The sequence below is a fragment of the Marinobacter sp. genome (assembly GCF_052094685.1).
In the GTDB taxonomy this organism is placed as follows: Bacteria; Pseudomonadota; Gammaproteobacteria; order Pseudomonadales; family Oleiphilaceae; genus Marinobacter.
Window position 1 is genome coordinate 1 of record NZ_JBQDKB010000028.1, and the last position, 13627, is coordinate 13627.

Annotated in this window: 15 protein-coding genes; 11 read left to right on the forward strand and 4 right to left on the reverse strand. The window is 53.8% G+C overall.

Translation table 11 applies throughout. The annotated features are described in order from the left end of the window. The 3 genes from dcd to ACTH3S_RS07700 form a co-directional block, all read left to right on the forward strand. The coding region (gene dcd / locus ACTH3S_RS07690) for a dCTP deaminase (RefSeq protein WP_441808431.1) at nucleotides 1-376 on the forward strand (376 nt) is incomplete at its 5' end. Further along, nucleotides 373-972 (forward strand): YjaG family protein, encoded by a 600-nt coding sequence (locus tag ACTH3S_RS07695; RefSeq protein ID WP_441808432.1) that lies wholly within the window; start codon nucleotides 373-375, stop codon nucleotides 970-972. The genes dcd and ACTH3S_RS07695, both read left to right, overlap by 4 nt. Nucleotides 973-1049: 77 nt before the next feature. Then, nucleotides 1050-2327: a valine--pyruvate transaminase gene (locus tag ACTH3S_RS07700; protein ID WP_441808433.1), complete on the forward strand. Its 1278-nt coding sequence runs from the start codon at nucleotides 1050-1052 to the stop codon at nucleotides 2325-2327. Here the strand turns inward: ACTH3S_RS07700 and ACTH3S_RS07705 are convergent. The 3 genes from ACTH3S_RS07705 to purM form a co-directional block, all read right to left on the reverse strand. Then, nucleotides 2324-3079, reverse strand: coding sequence for a DUF3108 domain-containing protein (locus ACTH3S_RS07705; RefSeq protein ID WP_441808434.1), 756 nt, complete (start codon nucleotides 3077-3079; stop codon nucleotides 2324-2326). The genes ACTH3S_RS07700 and ACTH3S_RS07705 overlap by 4 nt on opposite strands. Before the next feature lie 84 nt (nucleotides 3080-3163). Further along, entirely contained in the window at nucleotides 3164-3826 is a 663-nt protein-coding gene (gene purN / locus ACTH3S_RS07710; RefSeq protein ID WP_441808435.1) for a phosphoribosylglycinamide formyltransferase, read from the reverse strand. Next, a complete protein-coding gene (gene purM, locus ACTH3S_RS07715; protein ID WP_441808436.1) occupies nucleotides 3823-4887 on the reverse strand; it encodes a phosphoribosylformylglycinamidine cyclo-ligase in 1065 nt (354 codons plus the stop codon). Before purM ends, purN begins: the two co-directional genes overlap by 4 nt. A 212-nt stretch (nucleotides 4888-5099) precedes the next feature. On the opposite strand from purM, the gene ACTH3S_RS07720 reads away from it, so the two are divergent. The 5 genes from ACTH3S_RS07720 (at nucleotide 5100) to ACTH3S_RS07740 (ending at nucleotide 8916) form a co-directional block, all read left to right on the forward strand. Then, nucleotides 5100-6410, forward strand: a complete 1311-nt coding sequence (locus ACTH3S_RS07720; protein WP_441808437.1) for a DUF2066 domain-containing protein — start codon at nucleotides 5100-5102, stop codon at nucleotides 6408-6410. A 21-nt stretch (nucleotides 6411-6431) separates the two neighbouring features. Then, complete coding sequence (locus ACTH3S_RS07725) at nucleotides 6432-6992, forward strand: CDP-alcohol phosphatidyltransferase family protein (RefSeq protein WP_441808438.1); 561 nt, start codon at nucleotides 6432-6434, stop codon at nucleotides 6990-6992. Further along, nucleotides 6989-7687: a DnaA regulatory inactivator Hda gene (gene hda / locus ACTH3S_RS07730; RefSeq protein WP_441808439.1), complete on the forward strand. Its 699-nt coding sequence runs from the start codon at nucleotides 6989-6991 to the stop codon at nucleotides 7685-7687. The genes ACTH3S_RS07725 and hda overlap by 4 nt, the downstream gene beginning before the upstream one ends. Before the next feature lie 83 nt (nucleotides 7688-7770). After that, on the forward strand, nucleotides 7771-8568 hold the full coding sequence (locus ACTH3S_RS07735; protein ID WP_441808440.1) for a ParA family protein: 798 nt from the start codon (nucleotides 7771-7773) through the stop codon (nucleotides 8566-8568). A 12-nt stretch (nucleotides 8569-8580) separates the two neighbouring features. Further along, nucleotides 8581-8916 carry a YqcC family protein gene (locus ACTH3S_RS07740; RefSeq protein ID WP_441808441.1) on the forward strand — a complete coding sequence of 112 codons (336 nt, stop codon included), beginning with the start codon at nucleotides 8581-8583 and terminating at the stop codon, nucleotides 8914-8916. Here the strand turns inward: ACTH3S_RS07740 and nadC are convergent, their stop codons facing one another. Then, the gene (gene nadC / locus ACTH3S_RS07745; RefSeq protein WP_441808442.1) at nucleotides 8917-9756 is read right to left on the reverse strand and encodes a carboxylating nicotinate-nucleotide diphosphorylase; all 840 of its coding nucleotides are present in this window, start codon (nucleotides 9754-9756) and stop codon (nucleotides 8917-8919) included. A 233-nt stretch (nucleotides 9757-9989) separates the two neighbouring features. Between nadC and ACTH3S_RS07750 the strand changes: the two genes are divergently transcribed. The 3 genes from ACTH3S_RS07750 to ACTH3S_RS07760 all read left to right on the forward strand — a co-directional run. After that, complete coding sequence (locus tag ACTH3S_RS07750) at nucleotides 9990-12272, forward strand: DUF1631 domain-containing protein (RefSeq protein WP_441808443.1); 2283 nt, start codon at nucleotides 9990-9992, stop codon at nucleotides 12270-12272. A 72-nt stretch (nucleotides 12273-12344) separates the two neighbouring features. Further along, nucleotides 12345-12974 (forward strand): 1,6-anhydro-N-acetylmuramyl-L-alanine amidase AmpD, encoded by a 630-nt coding sequence (gene ampD / locus ACTH3S_RS07755; RefSeq protein ID WP_441808444.1) that lies wholly within the window; start codon nucleotides 12345-12347, stop codon nucleotides 12972-12974. A 21-nt stretch (nucleotides 12975-12995) separates the two neighbouring features. Further along, nucleotides 12996-13627 (forward strand): histidine kinase (locus ACTH3S_RS07760; RefSeq protein WP_441808445.1); only part of this gene is annotated, 632 nt, incomplete at its 3' end.

The following is a 13627-nucleotide window of genomic DNA, read 5'->3' on the forward strand; positions in this document are numbered from 1 at the left end:
CGACCCCAAAAACTTCGACGAAAAAAGCTTCGTAGACTTCACCGGCGACGTCTGCGTTATCCCGCCGAACTCCTTTGCCCTTGCACGCACCGTGGAATACTTCCGTATACCCCGCAGCGTACTCACCATTTGCCTGGGTAAATCTACTTACGCACGCTGTGGCATCATCGTAAACGTCACCCCGCTGGAACCCGAGTGGGAAGGGCACGTAACCTTGGAATTCTCCAACACCACCAACCTGCCGGCTAAAATCTACGCCAACGAAGGCATCGCCCAAATGCTCTTCTTTGAATCAGACGAAATCTGCGAAACCAGCTACAAAGATCGGGGCGGAAAATACTTTGGCCAAACCGGCGTGACCCTTCCAAGAACATGAACGCCAACCAGTTTCTCAAAGCAGTTTCACAGTTACAGGGATGGCGCGAATGCGCCTTTCTGTTGGCCCTCGCCGAGCGATCATTCCCCAATTATGCGCTATTTGCCGAAGCGGTCGATCTGAAAACTGGCGGCAAAATGCACCAAATGCTGGAACTCGCCTGGGGCATGCTGCAGGAGGAAGAGGCGGAAACGGCCATCCCGCCACTGCTGGCAAAGCTGGAAGGCTTGTCGCCCGATGTAGAAGCCTATGACGCCTATGGCGTATACCCAGCATTCGACTTCTGCCAGCTTTTGGAGCAGGCGTTGCTTAACCGCTTGAACCCCTCAAAACACCGAGCCACAGAGGCCTCGCAGCTGGCAACTGGCACAGTAGTGAGCTTTATTGAGTTATCTGAAGGCGAAGGGTTAGAAGAAGATGAGCTGGTTCGCTTGCTGGATGCTCACCCCTTGATGAAAGAAGATAAAGCTTTTCAGCGGAACCTTGTGCTGGCCCTTAAGCGTCAGCGCACGCCAATTGAACAGTTCATCACAGAGCTTCGAGAAGACGCCGTAAATGACGGCGTAAGCAACCTCGGTATCTCGCTGGCGGACTGATGGTTCCCTGGCTGGCTCGCTAGGCGCTTTGTAAATACCCGTTAAATGTTCAGTACTGATTGGATGGATGTAACCCCATGAAACTCTCCACGTTTGGTCGCAAGTTCACTGCTGATGCTGGCATAACCTCGTTGATGGACGATCTGGGTAATGCCATGGCGTCTGGCGACGACATGATCATGATGGGTGGTGGAAACCCAGGGCACATTCCTGAAATCCAGGCGCGGGTGCAGGAAATTCTCGGTGATATGAGCCGGAGTGAAAGTGACGTTCGCCGCTTGGTAGGCATTTACGACCCGCCCCAAGGCGAGAAGCAGTTTATTGCATCGCTGGCGGAGTTGCTTAGTCAGGAATACGGCTGGGATCTGAAGCCTGAAAATATCGCGCTCACCAATGGCAGCCAGGCCGCGTTCTTCATGTTGTTTAACATGTTTGGCGGCGACTACGGTGAGGGCCAGCGTAAGCACATATTATTGCCCTTGGCTCCAGAGTACATCGGGTATGCAGACGCCGGCATCGAGCCAGATCTGTTTCATGCCGTTCAGCCAGACATTTCCTTCACCGATGCCCACGAATTTAAATACCGTGTGGATTTTGATGCGGTAGAAGTAACCGGTGAAACCGGGGCCATTTGCGTATCCCGACCAACCAACCCAACCGGCAACGTGGTGACCGACGAAGAGTTAGCCCGCCTGGAAGAAATGGCGCGCCAGTACAACATCCCGCTGATTGTAGATGGGGCCTATGGCACACCTTTTCCAAGCTTGTTATTCGTAGATGCAAAGCCAACCTGGAACGAGCAGATTATCCTGTGCCTGAGCTTATCTAAGCTTGGCTTGCCAGCCGCCCGTACGGGAATTGTGATTGCCGCCGAGCCGGTGATAAAAGCGCTGTCTGGGATCAACGCGATCATGAATCTGGCGACCGGCAGCTTTGGTGCCATGCTTGCCGAGCCCCTGGTTCGTTCCGGCGAGATCCTCTCCCTGAGCCGGGATGTGATTTGCCCATTTTATAAGCGGAAAATGCAGCGAGCAGTAACGGCGTTCCGTGAGGCTATGGGCGAAGATAGCTGCCGCTGGTACGTGCATAAGCCAGAGGGCGCCATGTTCTTGTGGCTGTGGTTTCCGGATTTGCCCATTACCAGTTTGGAGCTTTATCAGCGGTTAAAAGCGCGCGGTGTTCTGGTGGTGTCAGGCCATTACTTCTTCCCGGGGTTGCCGGAGGATGACTGGCAGCATCGCCACGAGTGCCTGCGCGTGACCTATTCACAGGACGACGAGCGTGTGGCGAAAGGGCTGCGTATTATTGCGGACGAAGTTAAGGCCGTATGGGCCGAGGCGGGTCGGGAGGTTTAACCTCCCAGGTCCACCTTCTTGAGCTTCAGTTCGTACTTGCTGCCGTCTGGCTCAACTTGAAGCAGGCGCACCAGCACGTATTTGTTGTCTGGATCAAACCACATCAGAGTTTGTCGTTCGGAGTTTTCACGAACCTTCTCCGCTTTGAGTTGGGATGACTGGCTGCCATCGGCATTCGCGGCGTCATCACTCACAACGGCAAAGCGCTCGCTATCAATACTGCCGCGGTCCAGAACCTGGTACTCCATCTCCCGTTTACCGTTCAAGATGTCCTGGTGCAGTTGCACTTGAAAGCCGAGCGGGTCAAGAATGCCTTCTTCCAGTTCAACCTTGAACGGTTTTCCTTTGTACTGTCCTGTAGCTAGGTTCGCCTCCCAATCAAAATCAATAGACTGTTTTCTGTCCTTGATAAGAAAGCCTGACAGGCGATAGCGATACCTGAGCGGAACCACTTGGCCGTTTTCCCATTTAAGAACCAAGGACTCGTCGAGGTCGGCAATAAAGGATTTTACCTCAGTGCGGTACAGCCACACATTGTTGCCTTGCGAGGTAAGGATGCGTTTAGCGCTGCCGTTAAGAGATACCCCTTTGTCCATAGAGGCGCCATAGCTGACTTCAAAGGGGAACAGATCTGGAACTGACTCTGCTGCGTGTGCGGCGCTGCTAAGTAGCAGCGCCAGCATGCACAGAAGATTGGCTGCGGTGATTCGGCCTCTCTTTGGGGTTGGCGCCATCAGTTGAGCTGGAAGCATTTCGTTGACCTCAAATCCTTCATGTTTGTTGAAAGTTTAGCGGGTCAGCGGACGTTGCGGGGTGACAGTCTGTTAAGGTGCGCCTCAGTTGTCTGGGAGGCGCATGGGGGCTTCCATAGCTTGGCCGTCGAATAGTACCTGATCGGATCCCAGCTGAATTCGCCCTTCGCAGAGCCATCGCACGACAATCGGGTATAGCAGGTGTTCTTTCTTTTGTACCTTCTCTGAAAGTGTTTCGCTTGAGTCTTCCGCTGTCACTGCTACTTCCGCCTGGGCGATCACCGGGCCGCCATCAAGTTCTTCGGTTACGAAGTGAATGGAAACACCGTGGGTGCAATCGCCTGCATCCAGGGCTCTCTGATGGGTGTTGAGGCCCGTGTATTTTGGCAGTAGTGACGGGTGAACATTTATCAGCTTGCCGCGAAACGCCCGCGCAAAATCGGCGGTCAGAATTCGCATGAAGCCTGCAAGTACAATGAGGTCGGGATTGTGCCGAAGAATATGAGCCATGAGTGCGGCGTCGAACTCTTCTCGGGAGCCAAAATCCTTATGGTTAACCACAAAGGTTTCAACGTTAGCCTGTTCCGCGCGTTCAAGAACGAAAGCTTTGGGCTGGTTGCAACCCAAAGCAATAACCTGGCCGGGAAAATCTCGTTCCCGGCTAGCGTCCATCAAAGCTTGGAAATTGGTTCCGCTGCCGGAGGCCAATACCAGAATTTTCGGTAGAGTTGGTTGATCTGCCTTCATTCTGACAAAAGCCCCGGTGCGTAGCGCACCACGGCATCTTTTTCAGTATCTTCCGCGCGTTCTATCAGGCCCACCTGCCAGGCTTTCTCGCCCAGAACCTTTAGTGTATCCAGTGCCAGTTCTTTTTGGTTTTCTGGCACGCATACAACCATGCCAATGCCGCAATTAAAGGTGCGATACATTTCTTCGCTGGCCACGCCGCCGGCGTCCTGAAGCCACTGGAACACAGGAGGCAGTTCCCAACTCGTAGTGTCGATGGCGGCAATCATGCCCTTTGGCAGAACCCTGGGGATATTCTCTGGCAAGCCGCCGCCAGTGATGTGGGATAGGGCGTTTACATCTACTTGACGGATCAGTTGCAGCAGATTTTTAACGTAAATCCGGGTAGGCGCCATCAGGGCGTCTGCCAGCGTAGTGTCACCGATAGACTGATTGAGATCGGCTTTGCTGACTTCGAGAATCTTGCGGATCAGGGAGTAGCCGTTGGAGTGCGGGCCTGAGGATGCCAGCGCCAGCAGCACATCGCCTGCTCGCACGTTGCTGCCATCAATGATTTCGCTGCGTTCGGCTACGCCCACGCAAAAGCCGGCAAGGTCGTAATCGTCGCCTTCATACATGCCTGGCATTTCTGCGGTTTCACCACCCACCAGCGCACAGCCGGCCTGCTCGCAGCCTTGGCCAATACCTGCGACCACATTTGCTGCTATATCTATATTGAGCTTGCCTGTGGCGTAATAGTCGAGGAAAAATAAAGGCTCTGCACCGCCCACGATAAGATCGTTTACACACATGGCTACCAGATCAATGCCAATGGTGTCGTGCTTTTCAAGCTGCATTGCCAGCCTTAGCTTGGTGCCTACGCCATCGGTGCCAGACACCATAACCGGTTCTTTGTATCCGGCTGGAATCGCGACCATGGCACCAAATCCGCCAAGTCCTCCCAAAACCTCGGGGCGCCGGGTGCGTGCGGCGGTTTCCTTGATACGGCTAACAAGTTCATTACCGGCGTCAATATCAACGCCGGCATCGCGGTAGGTTAGGGAAGGCTTCTGTTCGCTCATGGTGTTCTTAACCGTTTGGCCAGTGGGTCAGGCGGCGGATTTTAGCAGGTGCGGTGTAGGGCTCCAAGTGCAATTGCCCCGAGGACGCTCGGATTCGTGTGCCTGGTGGTATTTGGGCGGTTATTATTGCCTTTCGGAAACCCGGGCTGGCTACTCAGGCTCCGGGGCATGGTGTATCCTATGCGCCATTCATGCGAACTGCAGGGTGTTTCATGCCAGTAACAGACCAAAACCCGGTTTTTAAGCCGCTGCCAGCCTTATGGCTTGCCGCTTTTTTTGCGTTCATGCTGGCCCTAGTGCCCGCTCCGGCGGCTGCCGTGACGGTATCCGGGCTTTATACAGTTGATGTTCCTGTGTCTGGCTCCGGGCCAAGTGCACTAACCCAGGGTTACGCAGACGGCCTGTCTCGGGTTTTTGTACGGATTTCTGGCACCCGTGACGTGCTTGCGTTGGATGGAGTGCAGGCTCTACTGGCAGATGCAGAGTCGTTGCTGCTGTCTTATCAGGTACTGCGTGGCAATAACGGCCAAAATCGTTTGAGCATGGCGTTCGGCGCCGTGGGCGTAAACCGAGCTCTGGCCTCGGTTGAGGCTCCGGTTTGGGGCGCTAACCGCCCTTTGACCTTGGCTTGGGTGGCGGTAGAAGATCGCGGTGTTCGCAGGTTGGTTACAGGTAACGGCGGCGGTCAGGCCGATGACGATGCCTGGTCCTCAGCGTTTGCTCGTGCTGCTCGGGAGCGAGGGCTGCCGATCGCGTTGCCATCAACTGAGTTCAATGGTAATAGGGAGTTGCTGTCGGATATCTGGGGGCAGTTTACAGGGCGCGTGCGCAAAGCGTCTGAAGGTGTGGAGCACGATGTTCTTGCTCTGGTTCGAGTGAGCCGATCCGGTGGTCAGTGGCGCGCAGGCTGGGTATTTGAAGGTGCAAAGCTCAATAGTAGCGAAGAGTCGGTGAGCGCTGATACTCGGGAAGCTTTAGCAGAGACACTGGTTAACCGTTGGGCCGAGTTGTATGCCGACCGCTATGCTGTTGCGGCGGGCGAGGTTGGAGACTTGCCTCAGGTTGATATTGTCTTGCGTGGTGTTCGTTCTGTTTCCGATTATGGCAAAGCCAGTCAGGTTCTTGAGGGCTTAACTCCAGTGGTAAGCGTTGGCGCGTCCCGAGTTAAGGGTGAACAGCTAACGCTTAGGGTGTCATTTTCTGGCGAGCTGGATCAGCTCAAACAATATATTGCTCTGGATTCACGGTTTGTGCCCGTTGAGGGGGAGCCGAAAGAAGCTCAACCGGCTCGTGCGAAAACACCAACAGCTGCAAAACCAGCCCAGACACAGACTGCTGAAGGTGAGCGAGAGGCCACTCCAAAAGGCGAGGGGGGCACCGATTCTTCTGAACAGGCCGAGTTTACCTATCAGCCGTCTCCGGTGGACGAAGAAGAAGCAGAGCAGGCATTTGAATCGCTTTATCAGGTTCTTTATTACCGCTGGCAGCCTGCGCCAGTTATCGAGAATGATGACGGCCAGTAGGCTGCCGTCGGAGGCATTTTTGTGAAGTCACACGCTTGGCGCTGGATTCCCAATGCTTTGACGTTTGTGCGCATTTTGCTGATTGCTCCTTTCGCCAGAGCTTTGTTGGTGCAGGAGTATCGTCTTGCTTTACTGATTTTTGCCATCGCTTCGGTTACGGATGGCCTCGATGGTTTTCTCGCAAGGCATTTTAACTGGCGCTCCCGGTTTGGTGCGGTGGCCGATCCTTTGGCGGACAAGGCCCTGCTGATCTCGGCCTATCTGGTGCTGACCTATACATCGGTGTTGCCGTTATGGTTGTTTGCCCTAGTGCTTGGGCGGGATCTCCTGATTGTTGGCGGTGCGCTTGTTTATCACTACTGTATTGGCCGTTTTGATATGGAGCCCAGTGTGCCAGGCAAGTTGAATACCCTGGTTCAGGTTCTCGTGATTCTGGGCGTTATTGTTATTCTGGCCGGGTTGCCGGTACAGCCTGGTTGGCTGAACGTGGGAATCTGGCTGGTTGCAGCTTCGACGGTGTTCAGCGGCAGCCATTATATTGTGATCTGGAGTGCAAGGGCATGGAGGTCTAAGCAGTCGTGAGCGCTTCTCAACTGGTTCTTGGCGTTCGGCTTCGGGACGATGCACGTTTCGATAATTTTCACGGTGCCCGTAACCAAGATGCGGCGTCGCGCCTGTTGTCGGTATTTAAACAGCCAGCCGAGCTGCCAGTGGTCGTAGTCTGTGGTGATTCAGATACCGGTAAAAGTCATCTGCTTCAAGCCGCCTGCCACCATGCTGAAGCGCAAGGGAAAACGGCGGTTTGTATTAGCATTGCCGAACTGGAGCCTTTTGGGCCGGAAGCGTTAGCAGGCTTGGATGCCATGGACATTGTCGCGCTGGATGATTTAGACCTGGTGGCGGGAAAAACAGACTGGGAAGAAGCGGTGTTTCACCTTTATAACCGGTTACACGATGGCGGTCATATGCTGGTTGTAAGTCTCTCGGAGGTTCCAGGTTCACTTCCTTTTGCGTTGCCAGATCTGGTTTCCAGATTGCATCACGGATTTACGGTTCAACTTGGAATCTACCGGGACGATGATCGACTAAAGATTCTTATGGCTCGTGCTGAGCAGCGCGGGCTGACAATGACGGACGAGGTTGCAAGCTTTATCATGCGCCGGGCACCGAGGCGCCTTGGGGAGCTATTGAGTATTCTCGACACCCTTGATGAAAATTCCTTGCGGGCTCAGCGACGACTCACCATTCCATTTGTGAAAACGGTGATGCAGTGGTAGCAGCAAAAAGCTTGACGTAACAGAACACAGAGACAGTATTCAAACGATAAGGCACTGCATAAAGTGCCAGATGGAGAGGCGACATGAGACGGGTAGTATTCAACCAGAAAGGTGGAGTAGGGAAGTCCAGTATTACCTGCAACCTGGCCGCGATCAGCGCTGCTCGGGGTAAACGGACGCTGGTGGTTGATCTGGACCCTCAGGGAAACTCAACCCATTATCTTCTGGGCAAACCAGCCAGTGAGCTTGAGGATACGGTTGCAGACATGCTGGAACAAACCGTCGCGTTCAAGGTATTCAACCGACGCCCCGAGGAGTTTGTTCACGCGTCACCGTTCAAGAATCTCTTCGTGTTGCCTTCCAGCCCTGAACTGGATTTCCTTGAGCGCAAGCTGGAGGCAAAACATAAGATTTATAAACTACGGGAGGCGCTTAAAAAGTTGGGCGAATCCTTCGATGAGATTTACATTGATACAGCTCCGGCTCTGAACTTCTATACTCGTTCTGCACTTATCGCTGCTCAGCGCTGCCTGATCCCTTTCGATTGTGATGATTTCTCACGCCAGGCGCTTTATAACATCCTCAACGAAATCCGTGATTTGCAAGAAGATCATAACGAAGACCTTGTAGTGGAAGGTATTGTCGCCAATCAGTTTCAGCCCCGTGCTAGCCTGCCTAAAAAACTCGTAAAAGAGTTGATAGAGGAAGGTCTGCCGGTGTTGCCCGTACGCTTGTCCAGCTCTGTAAAGATGAAAGAATCCCACCAGTGTCGGCAGCCGCTTATTCACATGGCCCCGAAGCACGCGCTTACACGGCAGTTCGAAGACCTGTTCAGTGTATTACATGGCGAGTCGGTAGAACTGTCGCCACTGGCAGATTGACGCAGGTTTTTTATGACAGAGTACGGTAGTGTTGTGGTACAGATTGCGGATGGTCTTCTGGGAGTCGAGATGGAGTTACGCCAGCTCGAGCTATGGGATAGTGAGCGCCCCCCTGAGGAAGCGTTTCAAAGCACTGAGCCGTTTTGTCTGGATACGCTGAGTTTTACCCAGTGGATTCAGTTTGTGTTTCTGGAGCGCATGAAGTTGATCATAGAAAGCGAGCACGCTTTGCCTTCCGGGTCGGCTATCGCGCCGATGGCTGAGGAGTACTTTCGCAGCCGCCCCGAATCAGGGCTGCGGCTGATTCGGGAGCTTGAGCATATTGATCAGTTGCTGTCGGGCAACTGATCAATCCAGTCGCATGGACAGATCTACCGCTTTGACGTCTTTGGTCAAAGCGCCAATTGAAATATAATCGACGCCGGTTTCCGCAATGGGAGCCAGTGTGTTTGTATTGATGCCTCCGGATGCTTCTAGTTTTGCCCGCCCTTTGTTCATGGCGACGGCAGCGTGCAGATCATCCATGGAGAATTCATCAAGCATGATGATGTCAGCGCCCGCACTGAGGGCTTGCTCCAATTCCGCCAAGTTTTCAGTTTCCACTTCAACCGGCTTGCCCGGCGCAATCCGGTGGGCTTCACTAATCGCGTCTGCAATGGATCCGCAAGCCGAAATGTGGTTTTCCTTGATCAGAAAAGCATCCCACAGTCCGATTCTATGGTTGTCGCAGCCGCCACAGGTCACCGCGTATTTCTGAGCAAGTCGCAATCCGGGCAAAGTTTTGCGGGTATCCAATAGACGTACGCCGGTATGGGCCACCTGTGCAGCGTAACCTGCGCAATTTGTCGCCACCCCTGAAAGTGTCTGCAACCAGTTCAGTGCGGATCGCTCGGCAGTCAACAGGCTTCTGGCGGTCCCTTTCATGCGAAACAAAACCTGATCAGGTGACACGGATTCGCCATCCTGAACCAGCCATTCCAGCGACGCAGAGCTGTCTACCTGGCGAAATACTTCGTCCACCCACTCACGCCCAGCTACCGTTGCCTGTTCCCGTGTAATGACACACCCTGTGGCCTGTTTTTCGAGCGGAATAAGTCGAGCCGTTATGTCGCCGTCGCCGATATCCTCGCGTAGGCTCAATGCCACTGTCTCGATTCGTGATTGGCGTAGGCGTTCAGTGAAATTCATGGTCATTCATCCGCTTGTTTCTGGGCCAAAGGGTTCTGAAATATTCCGGGGGACATGATTCTATAGCCCGCCAGCGTTTTCGCCAAATTCTGCGGGAATTGTGATCTGAGTCTGGTCTACACAAAAGGTGACAAATTCTGACACAAGGTGACGCGGGCAACTCGTATGATGTGCAATCAGAATAGTTTTAAATCTATGGCCAAGCGCTGCATGCCCTGGTCGGGAGCCCATGAATGAAGCAGGATAACAAGGTTGTCAGTTTTTCTGGCCAGAAGCCGTTTTCTCGGTTTGATCTGCCTCCGGCCCTTGTTCGTTTGCGTGATGCCTCAGGCCAAGCTCTGAAAGGCGTTTTGGGGCGTTTCTTCGAGCGTGCTGACGATGCCTTGTTTGAATTGGCTGACCGTGCCGGTTCCAACAAAGACCAGACCGTTTATTTTGATGCTATGCGCGAATTGCGGCTGCGGCGCAAAGCCATGGCTGTCTCTGTACTGCAGTACGTTAGCCAAGCGTTTAACGATATCGGCAAGTTCCGGCCCCGGCACTCGAGCGGGGCCCTGGATGAAGTTGATCAGGATTCCCTCAGCCTAGTAGAGCATTCCGATCTGGAACAGCAGGTTGCTGTTGATAATCTAATCAATAAGCTACGCAATCGTCACCAAAATCCAATCCAGCTTTTGTCGATGCGGGTGAACCACCTGGTTCCCGGCGTTGAGTTAGCAGATAGCCAAATGCCTCTTAGCCCGGAAGTAATCTGCGGGGGCGTTGCTGAGGCCTGCGCTGATCTGGATATTGATATCCGTGCAAAACTGGTTGTGTTGAAACTGTTCGATCGGTTGTTGGCAGATACGCTTGGCGATTTTTATCAGGATGCGAACCGGACGCTGATTTCCGAAGGCATATTGCCCGACGTAAAACGGCCCCAGGCCCGCTCGCCAGAGCACGCATCTGGCGCTAAATCAGCGACTTCAGCACCTGTGCCACCAAGCTCTGCATGGCAAGGGGCCGAAGGTGGGGCGGGCGAGCAGCCGCACAGTGGCCAGAGTGTCGGTTATGATCAGATTCAAGGTGGTGTTTCTTATGCGACGTTTTCCGAATTGAGCGCGCTCTTGCACCAAAAAGGTAATCCCGATGCTGCAGTCGAGTCGGCCTCCACCGGTGAAACTTATTTGGATACGGGTCGGCTGATGGCTCGTCTTAGCGAAGCGCAGGCCTCCTTTGGCCATTGGGAAGGCGATGAAGTCGCCTCATTGGATCAGCAACTCCAGCCTGTGCTTAAGGAAGCCAACGGTCAGAAGGCTAATATTGGCCAGGTGGACAACGATGTCATCAACCTGGTGTCCATGCTGTTCGATTTCATTCTGGAAGACCGACAGTTACACCCGGTTATGAAGGCCCTCATCGGGCGCTTGCAGATACCTGTGTTGAAAGTTGCCTTGAGCGACAAAACTTTCTTTAACCGGGGCGGCCATCCGGTTCGTAAGCTTTTGAATGAGCTTGCTCTTTCTGCCATTGGCTGGAGTGCAAAACGCCCCGGTCAGCGTGATCCTCTGTATGAAAAAATCGGATCTGTCGTGGATCGGGTGCTGAACGAGTTTACCAACAATGTGTCACTTTTCGATGAGCTTCTGAAGGATTATTGCCATTTTACGGATCTTGATCGCCGTCGTGGGGAGCTGATAGAACAGCGGCTTAAGGATGCCGAGGAAGGCAGGGCGCGCCAAGAGCGGGCTTGTCAGGTTGCAGAATCACTGGTTAAGGATTGTACGGCCGCCAGAGATGTTCCCGGGCCGGTTCTCGAGATGCTCAACGAAGCCTGGACAAAGTATCTACAGTGGGTGTTGTTGCGGGAAGGTGAAGACGGTGAGCGTTGGGCTGATGCAAGTGAACTCACAGGTCATCTTGTTTGGAGTGTGGATCCGCGGCCGGTTGAAGACACTACGCGAAGCGAGCTGCTCCGGGCGATCCCGGCTATTGTTGACGATTTTCGCAGAGCTCTTCAGGAAATATCCTGGGATCCGTTTGCCACAGATACTGCTGTACGCGACTTAGAACTGGCGCACGTTGATGTATTTCAGCGACTGGCTACGGCGCCATCTCAGCCTGAAAGGCTCTCTGAGCCAGAAGCGGCCGAACCGCAGGTGGGCCTGGCCGAATCAAACGAAACTGAGACAATACCGCCTGTGCTTTCAGAGACGGTAGATGAAGCGCTAGGTACGGAAGAATTAGAGGCGGTTTCTCCCCAGTGGCTGGATCAGGCCGACAGTCTTCGTGTTGGTGCCTGGATTGAACTTACCCGCGACGGAATCAAACTACGGTGCAAGTTGGCCGCGTTTATAAGGGCCACTGGCAAGTATATCTTTGTCAATCGCAGTGGGGCGAAGGTAGCCGAGTATCGCCGTCAGGAGCTGGCAGCCGCAATGGCAAGTGGTGCCATCAGTATGCTTGATGACGGACTTATTTTTGACCGGGCTCTGGAATCCATAATCGACAATCTCCGCAGCAACCGCAAGGATTGATCCGTGGTAACAGGCCTTACTTTGTGATTCAATCAAACCACAATGTAATGCACTGATAATTATGGATTCACCTTGTCCCACTCAGCCTCTGATCACTGCGGTACGATCGTTTACAACGAAGATATAGTGGTTCTCCGGGAAACGGGGCGCCTTTCATCTGCCCGCTGGTGCCCGTCACCGAACTATGGCCCGCGACCGACAGGTGCAGCCATAAGCTTATTGGTCGTGCACAGTATCAGCCTTCCTCCTGGCCAGTTTGGTGGGCGCTACATTGAGCAGTTTTTCACAAACTGCCTGAACCCTGCAGAGCACCCCTATTTTTCAACCATCGCTGATATGCACGTTTCGGCCCATGCCCTGATTCGACGGGACGGAACTGTGGTGCAATTTGTTAGCCTGCTGGAAAGAGCCTGGCACGCCGGGCGATCCTGCTTTCAAGGGGTTGAAGAGTGTAATGATTTCTCAATTGGAGTTGAGCTTGAGGGCGCGGATGATATTCCTTATACGCGGGAGCAGTATCGCTCGCTGGCCGTGCTCACCACAGTAATCCGTTCTGCCTGGCCGGCAGTGACCAGCGACCGGATTACCGGCCACTGTGATATCGCACCCGGCCGCAAGACCGATCCTGGGCCGGCGTTTGACTGGCCCAATTTCCGGGCATCTCTGCTGGCTGCTCAACCTAGCAAAAAAAATGGTGAATAGTCTTCCAAAGGAGCTGAATGAATGATTCTGGTGGTCTTTCTTGTTGCCTATCTGGTGCGGCGGCGCCTTGACAATCTGAACGCAGTTTCCAGTGATGAGCTTTGGCGGCGCTGGTTTCACCAAGGCAGTGTTGTGAAAGCTGGTCATGAATCGGGCATTCTGAGTGGTCTGGTTCTGGTGGCAGTGCCGGCTTTTCTGGCTGCTCTGGGTGTCTACATTTTGGCAGTGTATGGCTGGCGAGCTGCGGCGTATCCGTTGGAAATTCTGGTGCTAGTGTTCATGATGGGGACGCCTGGCTGGCGGCAATCGGTTGAGCCTTATACTGAAGCTTGGCAAAGAGGGGACATGCAGGCAGCTTGGCATCATATACAAGAGCGTTTGCCTGCCAGCGAGCGCGGTGCCGCAGCGTCTCCGGAAGTTATGCATCTTTCCCTTTCTCGGGCTTTGATGCTGGCGGTTTTTCAGCGTTTTTTCCTGATTGCGTTCTGGTATGTGGTGGGTGGTATCGGTTTGGCGATTCTTGTGCGGGGGCTTGTGGCCCTGGCAGAGCAGTGGCCCCCAACCCCCCCCACGCCCCGGTACCAAAAAACCAGCGAAATGGGTAATTTGGTTACCCGAAAGGGGGTTTTAATTAAAAAATGCAATGGAATCGA